Here is a 15,017-nt window from a genome sequence, read left to right as displayed (position 1 = left end):
AATTAAGCTAAGTGCTTAAATAGAAAATAGGATACGTGGTACTTCGCTTTTAAGTGGACAGCACTGCTTGACTTAAGATACTAAGTTTTAGGATTCATTATCAATAAATAGTATATTCTGTTTCCTAAAGCAGGCTGTTTATCTACTAAATCAAATACAATAAATTGCACTCCTAGATTGATATAAACGAAATTCAACAACTGGAGTTACACAAAATGTTTGCAACCAATTACAACTAGCGCGTGCTCTAGAGTTACCAACACGACAAGCCATGCTTTACCGTGAACCAGCAGTACAAAACTTTTGGATAAACAACACTGACCTAATTACAAACGCGTGGAGCGAATGGGAAGCAACATCAACAGATAGCTCAACGTTTACGCTAGACGACACACTACTTGATAAAAACCTGCGTGAAGCAGTAAAACAAGCATGGGAAGATCCATCAAAAGAGCTAGCCGTAAAAGCGTTGTTACATGAAGTCGCGCCTGATGTGTTTCAATTTCAATTTTTTGATCCTGAGCGCCTAGCAGTATTACGCGGATATTTAGAACAAATATGGAATTCGCAAATTCCTATGCGCCCACCATACGGCATAGTGTTAAATCGCCGTGGTGCCATGCTTGATAGCCGATCAGAAGGTTATTTAGCCGCGCCAAGCTTTCAAGCATTTTATAACGAAATACTAAACACTTATATGCGCCCTATTTCACGTATGCTGTTCCCGGAAGTTATGGGGTTTGATACACAAACATTTGGCTTTTCAATTTATTATGAGCCAAATACAGATTCGTCAATTCGCCCACATACCGACGCATCAGCTGTAATGCTTAACATTAACTTAAACTTACCAGGCGAAGAGTTTACAGGGTCACAAGTGGACTTTTATCACCCGTACACAGGTGACATTAAATCACTTACCTTTAAGCCTGGTACTGCCATGTTACATCGAGGCAATATTGCACACGCTTCCAAGCCTATTACCAGTGGCGAGCGAACTAACTTTGTATTGTGGTTGTATGGGGAGCGCGGTAGATTACCAGCACAAGGTGCACCACGCATTCCTGTTGATGCTAAACAGCGCTGGACTAACCCAAATAAACCAAATGATGGCTATGCACCGTTTTAAGTCAGCGCTTTTAACGTTTTAAATACAAATGGCTGCCTAATTTAAGCAGCCTTATAAAAATAAAGCTCATCCAGTAACCAACACGTTTTAAGTTTAGTAATATCAAAAAACCGCCCTATTCATGATCTATATTGTCGCCACTTATAACAATAGATAACACAAATTTTCCGCCTTGATTTTCTTATGTCCCAGTACTTCGCTTAACATAGTACAAAATTTAGGGGGGGTCTCATATTTTTTTGTATTTAATTGATAAGCCACTGTAATGCTTAAGTTGGTAATTTAATAAATTGTGCTATCTTTTTACTATCTACCTTATAAAAATACGAGCTAACATGTTGTTCCGAGGTACAATTGCCATAGCAATATTGGCAATTTCTGCTGCTAATAAAACCTATGCAAACGACATAGACGTGCAATTTAGCGGTTTTGCATCCTTAACACTCAGCTACACGGACGATTCAGATATTGGCTTTGCATCGAGTTATTCAAATGTCAACGAATCTGGTTTTTCGGCAACGCGAGATTCAATTTTAGGTGGGCAGGCTAATATATCACTCTCAAAAAATTGGGACTCTGTGTTTCAAGTAGTTATTCAAGATCATGCCTTTAAAAGCTTTGATAATTTTTTAGAGCTCGCCTTTGCGCGTTATCGCCCTACCCGTCATTGGGCTATTCGTGCAGGCAGGTTAAATAGCGACCTTTACTTACTATCGGAATACCCTTACGTAGGATATGCCTATTTATGGGTGCGCCCGCCTCATTCGCACTACTCGTTTGCAAACATTGCAGGAAATTTCGATGGTGTAGATGTGGAATACAGCAAAGCAATTAACGACGGTTTTTTACGTTTAAAACTTGCTTATGGTAGTACAACAGCCAAGCTACAAGCCTATAATGACGACTTTTTTATTGATTTTGATAACTTAACAACTTTTAGCGCAACCTACTCTTTAGATGCTTGGACTATGCGTTTTTCATTATCAAAGTCAGACTTTGGAGATTATAAGTTAACCTCTTTAGATGAGTATTTAGCCGCACTCAACTCAATACCACAAAGTATATGGCCGCAAGCGCAAAAAATATCAAACAAATTTAACACCAAAGGTAACAGTATAGAATACGCCGCGTTTGGGCTTACTTACGATCACAACAATTGGCTAATCCAATCTGAGATGGGTATTTCAGAATCCGATTGGATAGTTGCTCCGTCAGTTCTTAGTGGCTACATTAGTGCAGGTTACCGTGTAGATAACGCAATATTTTATACAGGTTTTACAGCGGCTAAACACCGACATGACGTAATAAAAGTAAACGATCCTGCTTTTCCGCCAAGCACTCCCGAGCAATTTTCAGTGCCTATACAACAACTCGCAGTTGCCAGTCAGTCTGCTGTTAAAGTTACCAATGTTCACCAACACTCAATTAACGTAGGCGTAAAATGGCAACTGTCTGAACGCATAGCATTAAAAGCCCAGTTAGACCGCTTTGATATTAAGCCTCAAGGCGCTGGCTTATGGAGTCTTAGCAACCCTTCAGATGTTGATGAGGGCCACAAAGTACATATACTTAGTCTAAATGCTAGTATGGTGTTTTAATGATGAGCTCTCGCAACTTTTTTATAACTGCATTGCTGCCTTTGTGCCTGCTTTTTATGAGCTTTTATGCTAAATCTACAGAGTTTGTAGTCGTGGTTAATAAAAGCAATGCGATTAACGCATTATCAAAACGAGAAATTATTGATATATACATGGGCCGGTATTTAACTTTCCCTGATGGTGAAACCTCAAAACCGCTTGATTTGCCCGCGCAATCAACATTAAAAAACGACTTTTACTTAAAACTGGTTAATAAAGACGAGCAAAAAATAAATGCGTATTGGGCAAGGCTTTTATTTTCAGGGCGCGCAAAGCCACCCACGCCTTCAACATCGGTAGAAGACGCAATAAATAAAATAGCAGCATCACAATTTGCAATTGGCTATATTCCGCTATCGCAAGTTACAGATGCAGTAAAAGTGGTATACACATTTGATTAAAATTATTAGCCAAAAACTCTACATACGCGTCGCTATATCAATTGCGTTAGTTGCTATTGTTGTCTCTTTAGTCTCGTCTATGCTCTCTTATTACTCAGGCTTTAAAGAGAAAAAAAACACAAATTACCTACTCGTTCAACAGTTAGCGCAAACAATGAAAAAAACAGCCGCTATTGCCGCTTACTTAAATGACAAAGAATTAAGCCAAGAAATTATTAACGGCCTACTCAGTAACGACTTAGTGCAAGGCGCAAGCCTAGAAGGAGAAGTAAACCCTAAAGGAGAGATGGATTTATTTATAGCAAAAGGATCTACTAACAAAAAAAATGAAGCTGTTTTAATTAAATTAGTTCACCCTTTTATAGAAGACACTTTTATAGGTGTACTCGCCATATACCCAGACGATAACTTTATTGAACAACAAGCACAGTCAGCGCTTATAAAAGAATTTATCTTAATGCTGATTCAATCCATTGTTATCGCATTTTTTGTATCGCTGGTAGTTCAGCGCTGGCTTACACAGCCAATTCAAAACCTAACCGACAGCTTTGCTAAAATAAATCCAAGCGAGCCAGAAACCCTAAAAATGCTAACCTTCAAGCAAGGCAAACGGGACGAAATAAGCCGTTTAACCCAAGGTATAAATGCCTTAATGCACGAGCTACATTTAACTATTAGTAATGAGCAAACACTGCGTAAAAAAACTCAAGAGCTAGAAGCTAAGTTTAGACTTATTTTTGAACAAGCCAGCGCAGGTATTTGCTTACTCGATGACAAAAACATTATCACCACCTTTAACCCTGCATTTAAACATTACTTTACCGTACCCGGCGAAGAAGAATTACCAACCTTGCATTTTCCTGAGTTACTTAGCAATGTAGACGAATTACAAAGCCTACTGGCAGATATTCGCTCTGCTAAAAACCCACCACAAACCACCTTAGATGTAGAGTGTAAAGTTGGCTATAAAACGGTATGGTTTCATTGTTTATTTGTAAGGTTAACAGACCAAAGAGATACCAAACGAAACCCCAAACAAGAGCAGCTAGTAGAAGTAATTTTACACGATGTAACCGAGCGCGCAGAACGCGAACAGCAAACCCGCTTTGAAGCCGATCACGACCCACTTACCGACCTACTTAATCGCCGAGCCGGTGAAAAACGCCTTAAAAAAGCGCTGCGCGAGTGCATTAAACACAATCAGCACCTAGTACTAATGATGATTGATTTAGATAAGTTTAAACCCATTAACGACACCTACGGCCACGAAGCAGGTGATAAAGTACTTATTGAAATAGCACACCGATTTAAAAAGCACTTTAACCAAGAAACCGACATATGCATCCGCCTAGGCGGTGACGAGTTTATTGTTGCAAGGCAGGTTAATACCTACAACAAAGCAGCAACGCGTGAGCAATCAATCGCTTTGCTAAACAAGTTACAACAAGACATTTATATTTCACAAAATAAAACATGCGCCGTGGGTGCAAGCATTGGTATTGCAGTAGGCCCTAATGATGGTGATGAACTACTCGAATTAATGATCAATGGTGACAAAATGCTCTACCACGTAAAAGAAACAGGTCGAGGGCAAATTGCATTTTATGACGAGTTTAAAAAGTAAGATGGTTAATTGAGCTCTTTCAACGTAGTTAGCACTAAAAATGGCTACTAGAGAGTGATTTATAAGCAGAGCCAAGGTTATTTAAGCCCAATTTTTAAAGAACATTGAACAATAAACTTTTCAATTGATAGAATGCCCTACTTTTTCCCATCAAGAGATACAATGGCAAACTTCAATACTCATCTTAATACTGCCGTAATCATCACAGGCTTAGCCTCAGCCACCTTATTATCTGCAGGACATATTGAATTAAAGGGCGCACTCTGGTTATGGTTTTTAGGCTCAATCGGCGGCTTATTACCCGACATAGATTCAGATAACTCAACATCACTCGATACTATTTTTAACTTATTCGCACTCAGCGCTGTATTACTGGTACTGCATTACATAACCACCGAGCTCATTATTGAAATTAGCTTTATCGAGTTAATCGTAGTACCGTTATTGGTGTACGGGTTTATGAAATATATTATTAGACCAATTTTTGAATGGATCACAGTACATAGAGGTAGTTGCCACTCTTTACTATTTATACTGTTATGCGCGCTATTAACGACTCAAGTAACATGGAAACTGAATGACCAATCAACCACACAAGCAGCTGTCTTTGCCTGGTTAACGGGTGGGTTTATTTTATTAGGTGGATTAATTCATTTATTGCTGGATGAAATTTACAGTGTAGATTTAAGTAATGTCAGAATTAAACGCTCTTTCGGCACCGCTTTAAAAATAGCTGACTTTGATAATAAGTTAATTACACTAGCTTCAATTATTGCCATTGCAGGTTTAATCTATGTTGCCCCTCCCACAGAACAAACTATTACAGCGTTAAGTGACTGGTCTCATTTTACGTTTTTATCTTAACGCTTTAAGTAATAAGCCGTTTAACCACATACTCAAAATGTGTTCCCTCTTGGTAATCAAATGTTGATTTACTAAGAGGGCATGAGGCACTGCGCTTTTAGATACATGCATGGCTAAACCAAAGCAGCTTTGCAAATTTAGGTTTAATTAAAAGCCTGAGCCTGTTTGTTATTAATTAATACTTTTATAGGTTTAAGTGAAATAATTTACTCGCTTTACCTGTCTTATACCTACAACGATAAACGCTATTTAATACAAATACTAAGCAGTTTGATACATTCAAATCCGCAACAGCTGTTGAAAGCGTCAAATATAAAATCAAAAGAGGTCCATAATGGAATTTACACATAAACGCACCACCCTAATTACAGCATCGTTATTGTTGGTATTGGCGATATCACAGGGTATTTATTCAGCCCTTTACAGTGCTGAAATTAGTTTTTCAAGGCAGGTTGCTTGGGGACTAGAAGCACTGGTATTTACTTTATTAGTTGCCTTTGCAGGCACAGCTATGGTGCAAGCAAAAAACGCTCAACTAGGCTGGTCGGCTATCGCGTTTAGTGCAGTACTTAACATAGTGCAGGTAAGCGTTGGACTTACTTTGTTTTCTACATTTGGTAAAGTTGCAGGCACAGTAGAAGGCGCACAACCTTTAATTGGTGGCGTGGTGTCTCTATCATTCATGATTTACTACGCAGCTAAAGTATTATTAGGGTTAGCAGCACTTGTTTTTGGCCTGTCTTACTTAGCTAAAGGTGGCAAAGCCATTGGCGGCCTTACAGCCCTTGCAGGCGCAGCTGCAATGTTAGCCAATGGTATTTTAATTACCTTTGGTCGTGATGGATTCCTTCCATCAGGTGTTGCTGGCGCATCAGGCATGATTGCAACGTTACTTTTAGCGATATGTTTAATAAGCCTTAACCGTAAAGCAGACTAAGGCTTAATAGCTTACAAATAATGTGCTCATTTAAATAAGTTATAAACATCGGCGTGTATTAGAGATGCTAATTCGCCGATGTTTTGCGTTTAATGTATACGCTTAGCGCATCCCTAGTTTGTTCCCTCTTAGTAATCTAAAGTTAATTCACAAAGAGGCTATGAGGCACTTCGCTTTTAAAGGGGATAATGGCTTATATCAAAGCGATTTAACTCAGTTAAGCTTTGGTGTATGAAGTCAAGATTTGACTTCATTTATTCTCGTAAATTCTTGTTACTTACGCTTTTTAATAAATCGAATTTCGTAATGATATAAACAGGTTCTTTTTTACATTCGACTTTATAAAGATATTGATTTTTAAGAAAATTAGTTTTTTCTTTTATTAAACTAATTTGCTCCCATGGTATTAAAAAACTCCTGGGAAATAGTAGAATCAACATCCGTTTTTGGCTTATAAATATACCTTGCTGAAATGATTTGATATTTAGCCAAGTCCGATATTCACTGTTTTTCTCACGAGAAATATCTGCCACATTCGTCAAGTACATACTGCTTGATTTTAAAAGTGAGGAATCAGAAATAATTAAATCCGTTTTATATTCTCTAGCTAGTTTAGGGTAATACCCAATAATGCTTTGGATATAATTGACTAAAATATAGAACAATAAAAATAAAATTAAGCATATAACAAAGTCCATTTTTTAATACTCCGAAAACTTGCTCTGCACTGCTGACTTAGCTGAAATTTAAGATGGGTGTCATTGTTAATTATTACAAGTAGCAAAATGGTATATCCATGTTCCAATGAAATTTGAGGCGTATTCATATATCCCTGTGCAAATTAATAGCTTATCGAACACCACTTTGGTGAGTTATAACACCCCAAAACGGCGTATCTTACGTTGCTTGAAAATCACACCAAACAACTCGTTTATAATCAGACAATAACAATTGCTACCCAGTAGCCTTTGTTATTTAACCCCATAACGCCTTTTAATAATGTTATGGGGAAAACTCAAACCCCTTTATTTATGACGAGAATTGGGATGACACACATTCAATTCATTTAGACTTACACCCATCTTTATTTTTAATAATTTAAGATGGGTGTCTTGTTAATTTCTAGATTAAACTTTGATGTATGAAGTCAAGATTTGGCCCCGCTGTCTTTAGTGAGTATTTCATGTGAAAATGTTAAACATTAATTACGTTCCCCACGTAATAAGGACCAACACCATATTCATCATTATTTAAATCATCTAAAGCCATTGAGGTACAAAGTATTATTTGAAAGTCTTTTTTATCTTTAAACATTTCTACGATGGAACGTTGAAAGTTATGACTTCTAAAAGCTTTCATGCCACCATTTTCAATGGCATCCAGCATTAGAAATCTCGGTAGTCTGTAAAGCGGATCTGACAATGACTCTAGTAAAGCAGAAAGATAAAAAGCGTTCTTTTTTATATAGTTAGAGCTACCTGAAAATTTCACCCTTCCATCTATTAATGTTCTATCTCTTGAAAAATCAATTTCAATATCATTACTCCCCGCAGCCGCGAAAACTTCTTCATAAGGCTTTCCATTATCTCGTAAATCGGAGTGAAGAATAGGTAACATATTTTCACAGATTCCTAGATTAACCTTATCTCTTCTACTCTTGCTAGAGACGGCAGCGGCTACAATTTTTTCACGGAGATCTGTAATTGTGATATTTAGCTCGGATTTCTTAGATTTATATTTATCTAAATCGCTGATTATTTTGATTTGTTTTTCAATATTTTTAATTTCAGACTCTAAATACCCAATCTTCTTTGATCTTTTAATCAACCCATGAGTTTCTATATCTACAGTTTTTGAACTTGACTGTAACTCACTTTGAGAATTTTTTAGGTGAGACTCTGCAATTATACGTGCAGATTTCAGACCTTTTAAATGACTTTTGTAATCACCTAAAACTTTAGCATTGCTTTTAATTTGAAAATCAAGCTCTGTCAAAATTTGCATATAATTATTCGAATGATTAGACGCTTTATTTGGGGCATTACATAAGTGGCAAGTATCATCATTAGAAGAATTAATCTCTTCCAAACAGCAAGGACAGTGTGTGTACTTCATTGCACCTATGCAATCAAAAGCAGATTTTGATTCTAGCAATGATTTTTTTCTAAAATCAAGTGAGTCTCCAAATAGTTCACAATCAACTATTTCACCAGTTGTTGCTTGTATTTCAATATTTAAAGACTGAAGTTGTCGGCTAAATAGGTCGACTTTCTTTTCTAGATCCTTGTAATTAGATGCAGAATCGACTTCAATTTCAGTAGTTGCTTTTAAGTCAACGCCTTTATCCTGTAAAGATACAATCTCATCAGAAATATTTATTACTTGTGCATTTAAAACATCAAGAGTTAAACCTGAATCACTTCCTAATACTTTATACATTGCATTTAAATCAGCAGCTACCTTATCAAATTCTCTTTCTGCCAAAATAAGTTGTTGTCTCAATTTATGCGTGTCAAGATTATCTAAGCCCAATAAAAATTCAGCAATTGCAGTTCGTATACCTTCACTATCACCACGAGGATTATCTTCTGCACGGAAAATTTTTGTAGATCCAGTTTCTTGATCTACATATAGGAATCTAAGAATTTGGTGCATTGTCAAATTGGCATAATCATCAGACTTATGATTGTCCCAGCCTAACAAATCAAACATTTGTTGTGAAAAAGAAACTCGTTCACCAGATTCACTTCTTCTCGGGCCAAATTTTTTCCAACCTAGATTATCTAAGCTCGTAACATCATAAGAACCATCTTGGATTCGTATTGGGGGAATTTTACCCTTTTCAATATCTCTTTTTATTGTAAAGGAAGTTCCATTAATATTAATCTGACAATATATTTCATCACAGTGATCTGCAGGATAGAGCCATTGATTGTCTTTAATTTCTCCGCCTAGAACATAAAATAAAAGTTCTAATATTGTTGTTTTTCCAACAGAGTGATCACCCCTAATAACATTTATTCCTTGGTGAAACTCTTCATCATAAACACTACTTCCTGACTTTATGATTACTAGGCGCTCTACAAAAAAATTTGACCTAATCATATTTATATTCCATTAATCCACTTTTTGCCTTAAGGCCATTATCCCCATCCAATTTAACTTTAGGTAAACACTCAACAAGGATTTTAAAAAGATCACTCTTTGTAAGTTTATCTTTTTTAAATTCCTGAATTAGTTCATTTGGAAGGTTTTGTTTTTCGAGACTTACAATATTGCGTTCAATATTAATTAAAGATCTCTGATACAAAGAAAAAATTGCTGCTTCGTGTGTTGAATGCATTTCAAAAAACAGACTAGTTGGGCTTGGTGTTAACTCAAATGAATCACTTATATTACTAATTTTTTTTGCTTGATAGTTTAATGGTCTTGGAAAGCTTTCCATGCGTTTTAATAGATGAGGGTATACATAATAAAAACTAACAATTTTTAGCATGTCACAATGTACTTTATTATTCTTCGCCCCATATAAGATATTCAATATTCTATAAGAACAATGATTTACATCGTGAGCTGGATGATAAATAATCATTATACCCACTCCACATGACACTTTTCTGTAAGGAAATACAACATCCCTTCAATTAACTCAGTAGTGATATAGCCGCCAGCTAAGCTTACCTCTTGATTTAAGGGCTCAACAATAACGGTATTAATCATCGTTTTAATAGTTAAATCGTCTACACCATCTTTAATCAAAGGGGCTATATGTGAGCGAAACCTTGTTATAATAAGGCTTAAAACATGATTGAATATAATTTGATATGACTTTATGTTCTGAAACTTTAAAATCATTTTTGAAGCTTTCTGACTAGATATAAGGGCCTCATCAAGAAAAACAGCTTTATTTGCTTTGATTAATTTGTTTTCTAGCCCAATTACTTCTCTAGACTCGCTATCTGTAATTTTACTTTCAAGCTCTTCAAGAACATAAAGATAAATGAGGCTTTCTTCTTTCAATTTTTCATGTTCATTTATTAATACCTTAAGAGACTCTGCTCCCACTGAAATGTTATATGATGGAATTTTAACCACCGTACTTCCAATATTTAAGTCTCCACCAATATCATTATCTTTAATTTCATTACCAGAAATATCTTTAGAATAAATTGGAGTTAATGATCTATTTTGGTCTTGTATACTCATTATTTACTACCAATGTTTATAGAGCCTTCTACCTTGTTTTTAGAAATTTTGCTGTCGACAATACTCGTATCTATACTACCAACTGATAAATCATTACCTACTTCATTATCACAAATTTCATTCCTTTCAATCTTCTTCTCTGTTGGTTCTACCTTATTTTTTTCATTACTACTACGTATCCATAACCACCCCATAATTACACAAAAAGAAAATATGATAATAAGGAGCGTGAAATTTAAATACATACTCGTTTTAAAAATTTCAGAAGTAGATAAATAGCTTTTAATCAGTTCAACAAAAACCCAAGCGGCTATCGCTGATGGTCCTGCGATTTTCAATGCACTCTTCCAATCCATAACTCACTTGCCCTTAAAATAATTAATATAAACTTTAGCAGAAGGCACATTGTAATAAACTAGGCTGTAGAACAACTACATCATCCTAAATCACTAAACTATCTTCTTAAATCAACGCTAAGCTTTTAAAGAATTCGGTTCTGCGTTCGGAAACCATAATATATGAAGTAAAGCGGAATTAACCAACAGTCCTTTGTGCCGCTCTAAACGCATATTATGTTTATTTTTTATCCGTAATTGCTTCAATACCCTTAATTACAAATTGCTTGGAATATAAAGGAGACTTAAAGCGAACTTTAGTCATTTTAACTGCAGAAGAAATTAAAGCACTTATAGCTTCAGCTAAACCTTCTTCTTTATACGCAGTTGAAGGCTCACCAATATTACTAAACCCCATATCAGGGTTTCGAGTAATACACTCTACTCTAGGATGATTTATTTCTTTTAAATATGCAAAAAAAGCATCTTTAGATATTACTAAACCAAACTCGCGCCAAGCATACTTTTTACCCCAATAATAGCCGTCCTGTGCAGTATGGCTGACACGGTCATCATTTTTACCTTTATTAACTTCATGCTTGCCTTCAGATAGCTTAGTTGCATATAAGTAACTAAGCATAGGGTTAACTTCGGTGTTTTTTGATAAACATGATGTTTCTATTATTTTATTACCATGTTCGTCATCATAATAGCCAATATTATACCGTTCACCTTCTTTGACTTCAGGTGTACCGTTTGCCTCAAACTGGTACACAGTTTTTGTTGTGGCAGGTTTAAAGGAGTGAACGAATTTTCCATTACCGATTGGTTCAATTTTATAATCACTGACAATTAAATCGTGAATAGTTTTTAGATCTCTAGACTTCATTACATCTCCTTATGATGGAATAGGCAGAATAACTTATTTAACGTACCAAAACGGCATCTAATAATTTATTGATAATTACACCAAACAACTCGTTTATAATTAGACAATAACAATTGCCATTCAGTAGCCTTTATCATTTAACCCTATAACCCATTTTAATAATGTTATGGGATAAATTGCACAACACTGTATTTATATACAGCATACAGTAAAACCTATTTTAAACTTAACCTTTGACTAATCGATTTCTAAAATTACCACTCATTTTAAAACCGTGAATCCCTCTCACAAGGGTCACCATCTCTATCGCCATCCATTTTTGTATTCGGGCAGTTATTAATAAAAAATACAGCTTCGGCTCGCGAATTCATTTGGCTACAATGCTGCCTGCCGTCACAGGTAAAGTTTTGTGTGTTTTTTGGAATCACGGTTTTTGGGTATTGTTCATCAAAGGTGGCTAAATCGGCGTTAGTAATAACAGGTGTGTGGTTATTAAATTGCTCGCTAGTTTTATAATGGTTGTATTTATTTACTGCGATGAAGCCAAGCACAGCGATAATGCTAATCGAGGCGACTTTGCCCAAAAAGCTACTGGCAAAATTAGATTTGGCCATACGATATGGCTGTTGATTGTGTTTTTGATAAGGGGCTTTAAGCTCTGCAACGCCTTCTATACGGCAGTTAATTGCTTTGGTTTTACCGTCGGGCTGTGTAGCAACTTCAAAGTAAATGGTGTCGCCAACTTTTGGCTTGCGGCTCATGTGTTTGAGCGCTGATATGTGTATAAACGTGTCGTGTTCTAGGGTGTCTGATTTAATAAAACCAAAACCTTTGTCGGTTTTCCACGTCTTTAACAATCCTTTGTGCATGTATCCGCCTATTTTGCTTAAGCTGCGTTTTACGCAAATTCCATTTAATTAACACTTGTTATTATACGTTCCTAAATTAAAACCATGCAACCAAATATTCATATTGCGTTAATTTTTACGCTTTACCTAATAAAATAAACTCAAAAATAAACGTGATAAAATAACTAAACCTCAACTTATTTTATTTATAATTTACGGCCAAATGTCCTTTAATTCATGCCAACCATTACACACTCGCCCACTAGCTTAACAGCTTGTTTACACTAGGTTTTGTCATTAGCTATTTCTATCTGAATTAACCGTTTTTAGTACGATTTTTCATTCGTTATTTACTTAATTTATCTATACAATCCACACCTTATTTTTACGCACGTATTTTAAGTGATTATCTCATGTTACTAACCGTTGTTTATATTATTGGTATTACCGCAGAAGCCATGACCGGCGCACTTAGCGCAGGACGAATGAAAATGGATTGGTTTGGCGTAGTGCTAGTAGCCAGCGCCACGGCAATTGGCGGTGGTAGCGTACGAGATATATTACTAGGCAATTACCCGCTTACGTGGGTACAACACCCAGAGTATTTATTAATTACCTGTATTGCCGGTATTGTTACTACGTGGCTTGCTAAATGGGTAGTTAAATTTAAAGGCATTTTTATGCGCTTAGATGCCCTAGGTTTAGCTGCCTTTAGTATTATTGGCTGCCAAGTGGGGCTAAATATGGGCTTACATTACGGTATTTGTGTAGTGGCAGCCGTTGTTACTGGCGTATTTGGTGGATTACTGCGTGATTTAATATGTCGCCAAGCGCCGTTGGTATTACATAACGAGCTATACGCGAGTGTATCGTTACTTGTAGCGTGCTTGTACTTAGCGCTACACCATTACAATATTGACGACAACATCAGCATTATTGTAAGCCTTGTTGCAGGCTACTTAATACGTATGGCCTCAATACGCTTTAAATGGCGCTTACCTACCTTTAGTTTATTAGAGCAGCACGCTAAATAAAAATAAGCTTTAATGCAAAATAAGGCAGGTAATATACCTGCCTTAGTTAATATAACTATTAGCGTATTAATTTAATGCCCGCTTACATCACTTAACGCGGTTTTTAACCCGCTGTTATTTTGCTTAAGTACACTAAAACTGCCATCAGTTTCTAGCACTACTGCGGCTACATCTTCTATGGCTAGTATACCAGCGCCACGAATAGCGGCGCGAATTTCTGACTTTGTTACGCGCTGTGATTTAAGTGCAGCCGTGCAGTATTCACCATCACTCAGTAATAACGTGGGTTCTGCTTTTATAAGCGCTGCAAATTTTGACGAGCGCACACTAAGCCACGTAATAATATATTGCAGCCCTATTAATACTACAAAGGCAAGTATGCCCTCAGCTAACGGAACACTTTTTGAAATGATCACCGAGGCTAATATAGAGCCCAGCGCAATGGTGACTATAAAGTCGAACACGTTCCACTTTGAAAGCGTACGTTTACCCGATATACGCAGCCAAAACACCAGTGCAATATAACCCAGTACACCTATTGTAAGTACACGTAATAACCCCTGCATATCATCATAAAACATAGTGGTTCCTTGCTATTAAAGTTGGCAATTAGCTTTTGCTTATAACCCTACATGGCACTAAGTTAAATAACGATGAATAAAGTGCCTGCATTTACTTTGTGAGTTGTTTTACAAACTTAATTTTGCTTAGCTCTGTGCTTTGTTTATCAACGTAGCCACAAACGTGATAACCATTTGTGATTAGCATAGTCAGCATTTGAGGAAACCGGTTCATTGATTTAACGTGTATATTGGTAAAGCCTTGTTCATAAGCCCACTTTTCTTGTTGAAAAAGTAATTTTTTAGCAACACCTAATCTACGATAGTTAAAATGCACTCCGCCAAGCCAACTATAAAATTGTGTATTAGATAGCTCATAGCCAATTTTAAAACCAACTAATGTATCTTCTTTATGTGCTACTAATATCAATGCTTTTTTGTTTTCTAAACGGTTACGTAAAGTGTCACTATCAATGGTTGTTAGCAGTTCAGGGATATATTCACTCACTGCGGTTACATCATCAATGGTGCCTGTGGTTATAGTTATAGCCAT

At 36.3% G+C, this 15,017-nt stretch carries 16 protein-coding genes; 7 read left to right on the top strand and 9 right to left on the bottom strand.

The genetic code is table 11. From position 1 onward, the window contains the following. The first annotated feature begins 271 nt into the window (after positions 1-271). The 6 genes from H5087_RS07655 to H5087_RS07630 all read left to right on the top strand — a co-directional run bounded on the left by H5087_RS07655 (position 272) and on the right by H5087_RS07630 (position 6,592). Entirely contained in the window at positions 272-1,129 is an 858-nt protein-coding gene (locus H5087_RS07655) for a 2OG-Fe(II) oxygenase (protein ID WP_182671639.1), read from the top strand. A 335-nt stretch (positions 1,130-1,464) separates the two neighbouring features. Continuing rightward, entirely contained in the window at positions 1,465-2,727 is a 1,263-nt protein-coding gene (locus H5087_RS07650; RefSeq protein ID WP_182671638.1) for a hypothetical protein, read from the top strand. Beyond that, a complete protein-coding gene (locus tag H5087_RS07645; RefSeq protein WP_182671637.1) occupies positions 2,727-3,167 on the top strand; it encodes a hypothetical protein in 441 nt (146 codons plus the stop codon). Before H5087_RS07650 ends, H5087_RS07645 begins: the two co-directional genes overlap by 1 nt. Continuing rightward, positions 3,160-4,791 carry a sensor domain-containing diguanylate cyclase gene (locus H5087_RS07640; protein WP_182671636.1) on the top strand — a complete coding sequence of 544 codons (1,632 nt, stop codon included), beginning with the start codon at positions 3,160-3,162 and terminating at the stop codon, positions 4,789-4,791. The genes H5087_RS07645 and H5087_RS07640 overlap by 8 nt, the downstream gene beginning before the upstream one ends. A 162-nt stretch (positions 4,792-4,953) precedes the next feature. Further along, the gene (locus tag H5087_RS07635) at positions 4,954-5,655 is read left to right on the top strand and encodes a metal-dependent hydrolase (RefSeq protein ID WP_007586757.1); all 702 of its coding nucleotides are present in this window, start codon (positions 4,954-4,956) and stop codon (positions 5,653-5,655) included. 334 nt (positions 5,656-5,989) lie between these two features. After that, positions 5,990-6,592 (top strand): thiamine biosynthesis protein ThiC, encoded by a 603-nt coding sequence (locus H5087_RS07630; RefSeq protein ID WP_182671635.1) that lies wholly within the window; start codon positions 5,990-5,992, stop codon positions 6,590-6,592. A 254-nt stretch (positions 6,593-6,846) separates the two neighbouring features. On the opposite strand, the gene H5087_RS07625 is transcribed toward H5087_RS07630, so the two are convergent. From H5087_RS07625 to H5087_RS07595, 7 genes are all read right to left on the bottom strand, one after another. Beyond that, the gene (locus H5087_RS07625) at positions 6,847-7,290 is read right to left on the bottom strand and encodes a hypothetical protein (RefSeq protein WP_024598369.1); all 444 of its coding nucleotides are present in this window, start codon (positions 7,288-7,290) and stop codon (positions 6,847-6,849) included. Positions 7,291-7,786: 496 nt separating this feature from the next. After that, complete coding sequence (locus tag H5087_RS07620; RefSeq protein ID WP_182671634.1) at positions 7,787-9,697, bottom strand: hypothetical protein; 1,911 nt, start codon at positions 9,695-9,697, stop codon at positions 7,787-7,789. Further along, positions 9,690-10,184, bottom strand: a complete 495-nt coding sequence (locus tag H5087_RS07615; protein WP_259397751.1) for an ABC-three component system middle component 5 — start codon at positions 10,182-10,184, stop codon at positions 9,690-9,692. Before H5087_RS07615 ends, H5087_RS07620 begins: the two co-directional genes overlap by 8 nt. Next, positions 10,184-10,798 (bottom strand): ABC-three component system protein, encoded by a 615-nt coding sequence (locus H5087_RS07610; protein ID WP_182671633.1) that lies wholly within the window; start codon positions 10,796-10,798, stop codon positions 10,184-10,186. The genes H5087_RS07615 and H5087_RS07610 overlap by 1 nt, the downstream gene beginning before the upstream one ends. After that, positions 10,798-11,154: a hypothetical protein gene (locus tag H5087_RS07605; RefSeq protein WP_182671632.1), complete on the bottom strand. Its 357-nt coding sequence runs from the start codon at positions 11,152-11,154 to the stop codon at positions 10,798-10,800. The genes H5087_RS07610 and H5087_RS07605 overlap by 1 nt, the downstream gene beginning before the upstream one ends. Before the next feature lie 220 nt (positions 11,155-11,374). Next, on the bottom strand, positions 11,375-12,022 hold the full coding sequence (locus H5087_RS07600) for a hypothetical protein (RefSeq protein ID WP_182671631.1): 648 nt from the start codon (positions 12,020-12,022) through the stop codon (positions 11,375-11,377). A 266-nt stretch (positions 12,023-12,288) separates the two neighbouring features. Next, positions 12,289-12,891 carry a cold shock domain-containing protein gene (locus tag H5087_RS07595; RefSeq protein ID WP_182671630.1) on the bottom strand — a complete coding sequence of 201 codons (603 nt, stop codon included), beginning with the start codon at positions 12,889-12,891 and terminating at the stop codon, positions 12,289-12,291. Positions 12,892-13,283: 392 nt separating this feature from the next. On the opposite strand from H5087_RS07595, the gene H5087_RS07590 reads away from it, so the two are divergent. Then, positions 13,284-13,904, top strand: a complete 621-nt coding sequence (locus H5087_RS07590; RefSeq protein ID WP_007586765.1) for a trimeric intracellular cation channel family protein — start codon at positions 13,284-13,286, stop codon at positions 13,902-13,904. 71 nt (positions 13,905-13,975) lie between these two features. Here the strand turns inward: H5087_RS07590 and H5087_RS07585 are convergent, their stop codons facing one another. Then, positions 13,976-14,485: a DUF421 domain-containing protein gene (locus H5087_RS07585; protein WP_182671629.1), complete on the bottom strand. Its 510-nt coding sequence runs from the start codon at positions 14,483-14,485 to the stop codon at positions 13,976-13,978. A gap of 91 nt (positions 14,486-14,576) precedes the next feature. After that, positions 14,577-15,017, bottom strand: a complete 441-nt coding sequence (locus H5087_RS07580; protein WP_182671628.1) for a GNAT family N-acetyltransferase — start codon at positions 15,015-15,017, stop codon at positions 14,577-14,579.

Source organism: Pseudoalteromonas sp. SR43-7 (genome assembly GCF_014163785.1).
Classification (GTDB): Bacteria; Pseudomonadota; Gammaproteobacteria; order Enterobacterales; family Alteromonadaceae; genus Pseudoalteromonas; species Pseudoalteromonas distincta.
Note: the sequence above shows the minus strand (reverse complement) of the source record. Positions and strands in the feature narration are given on the sequence as shown.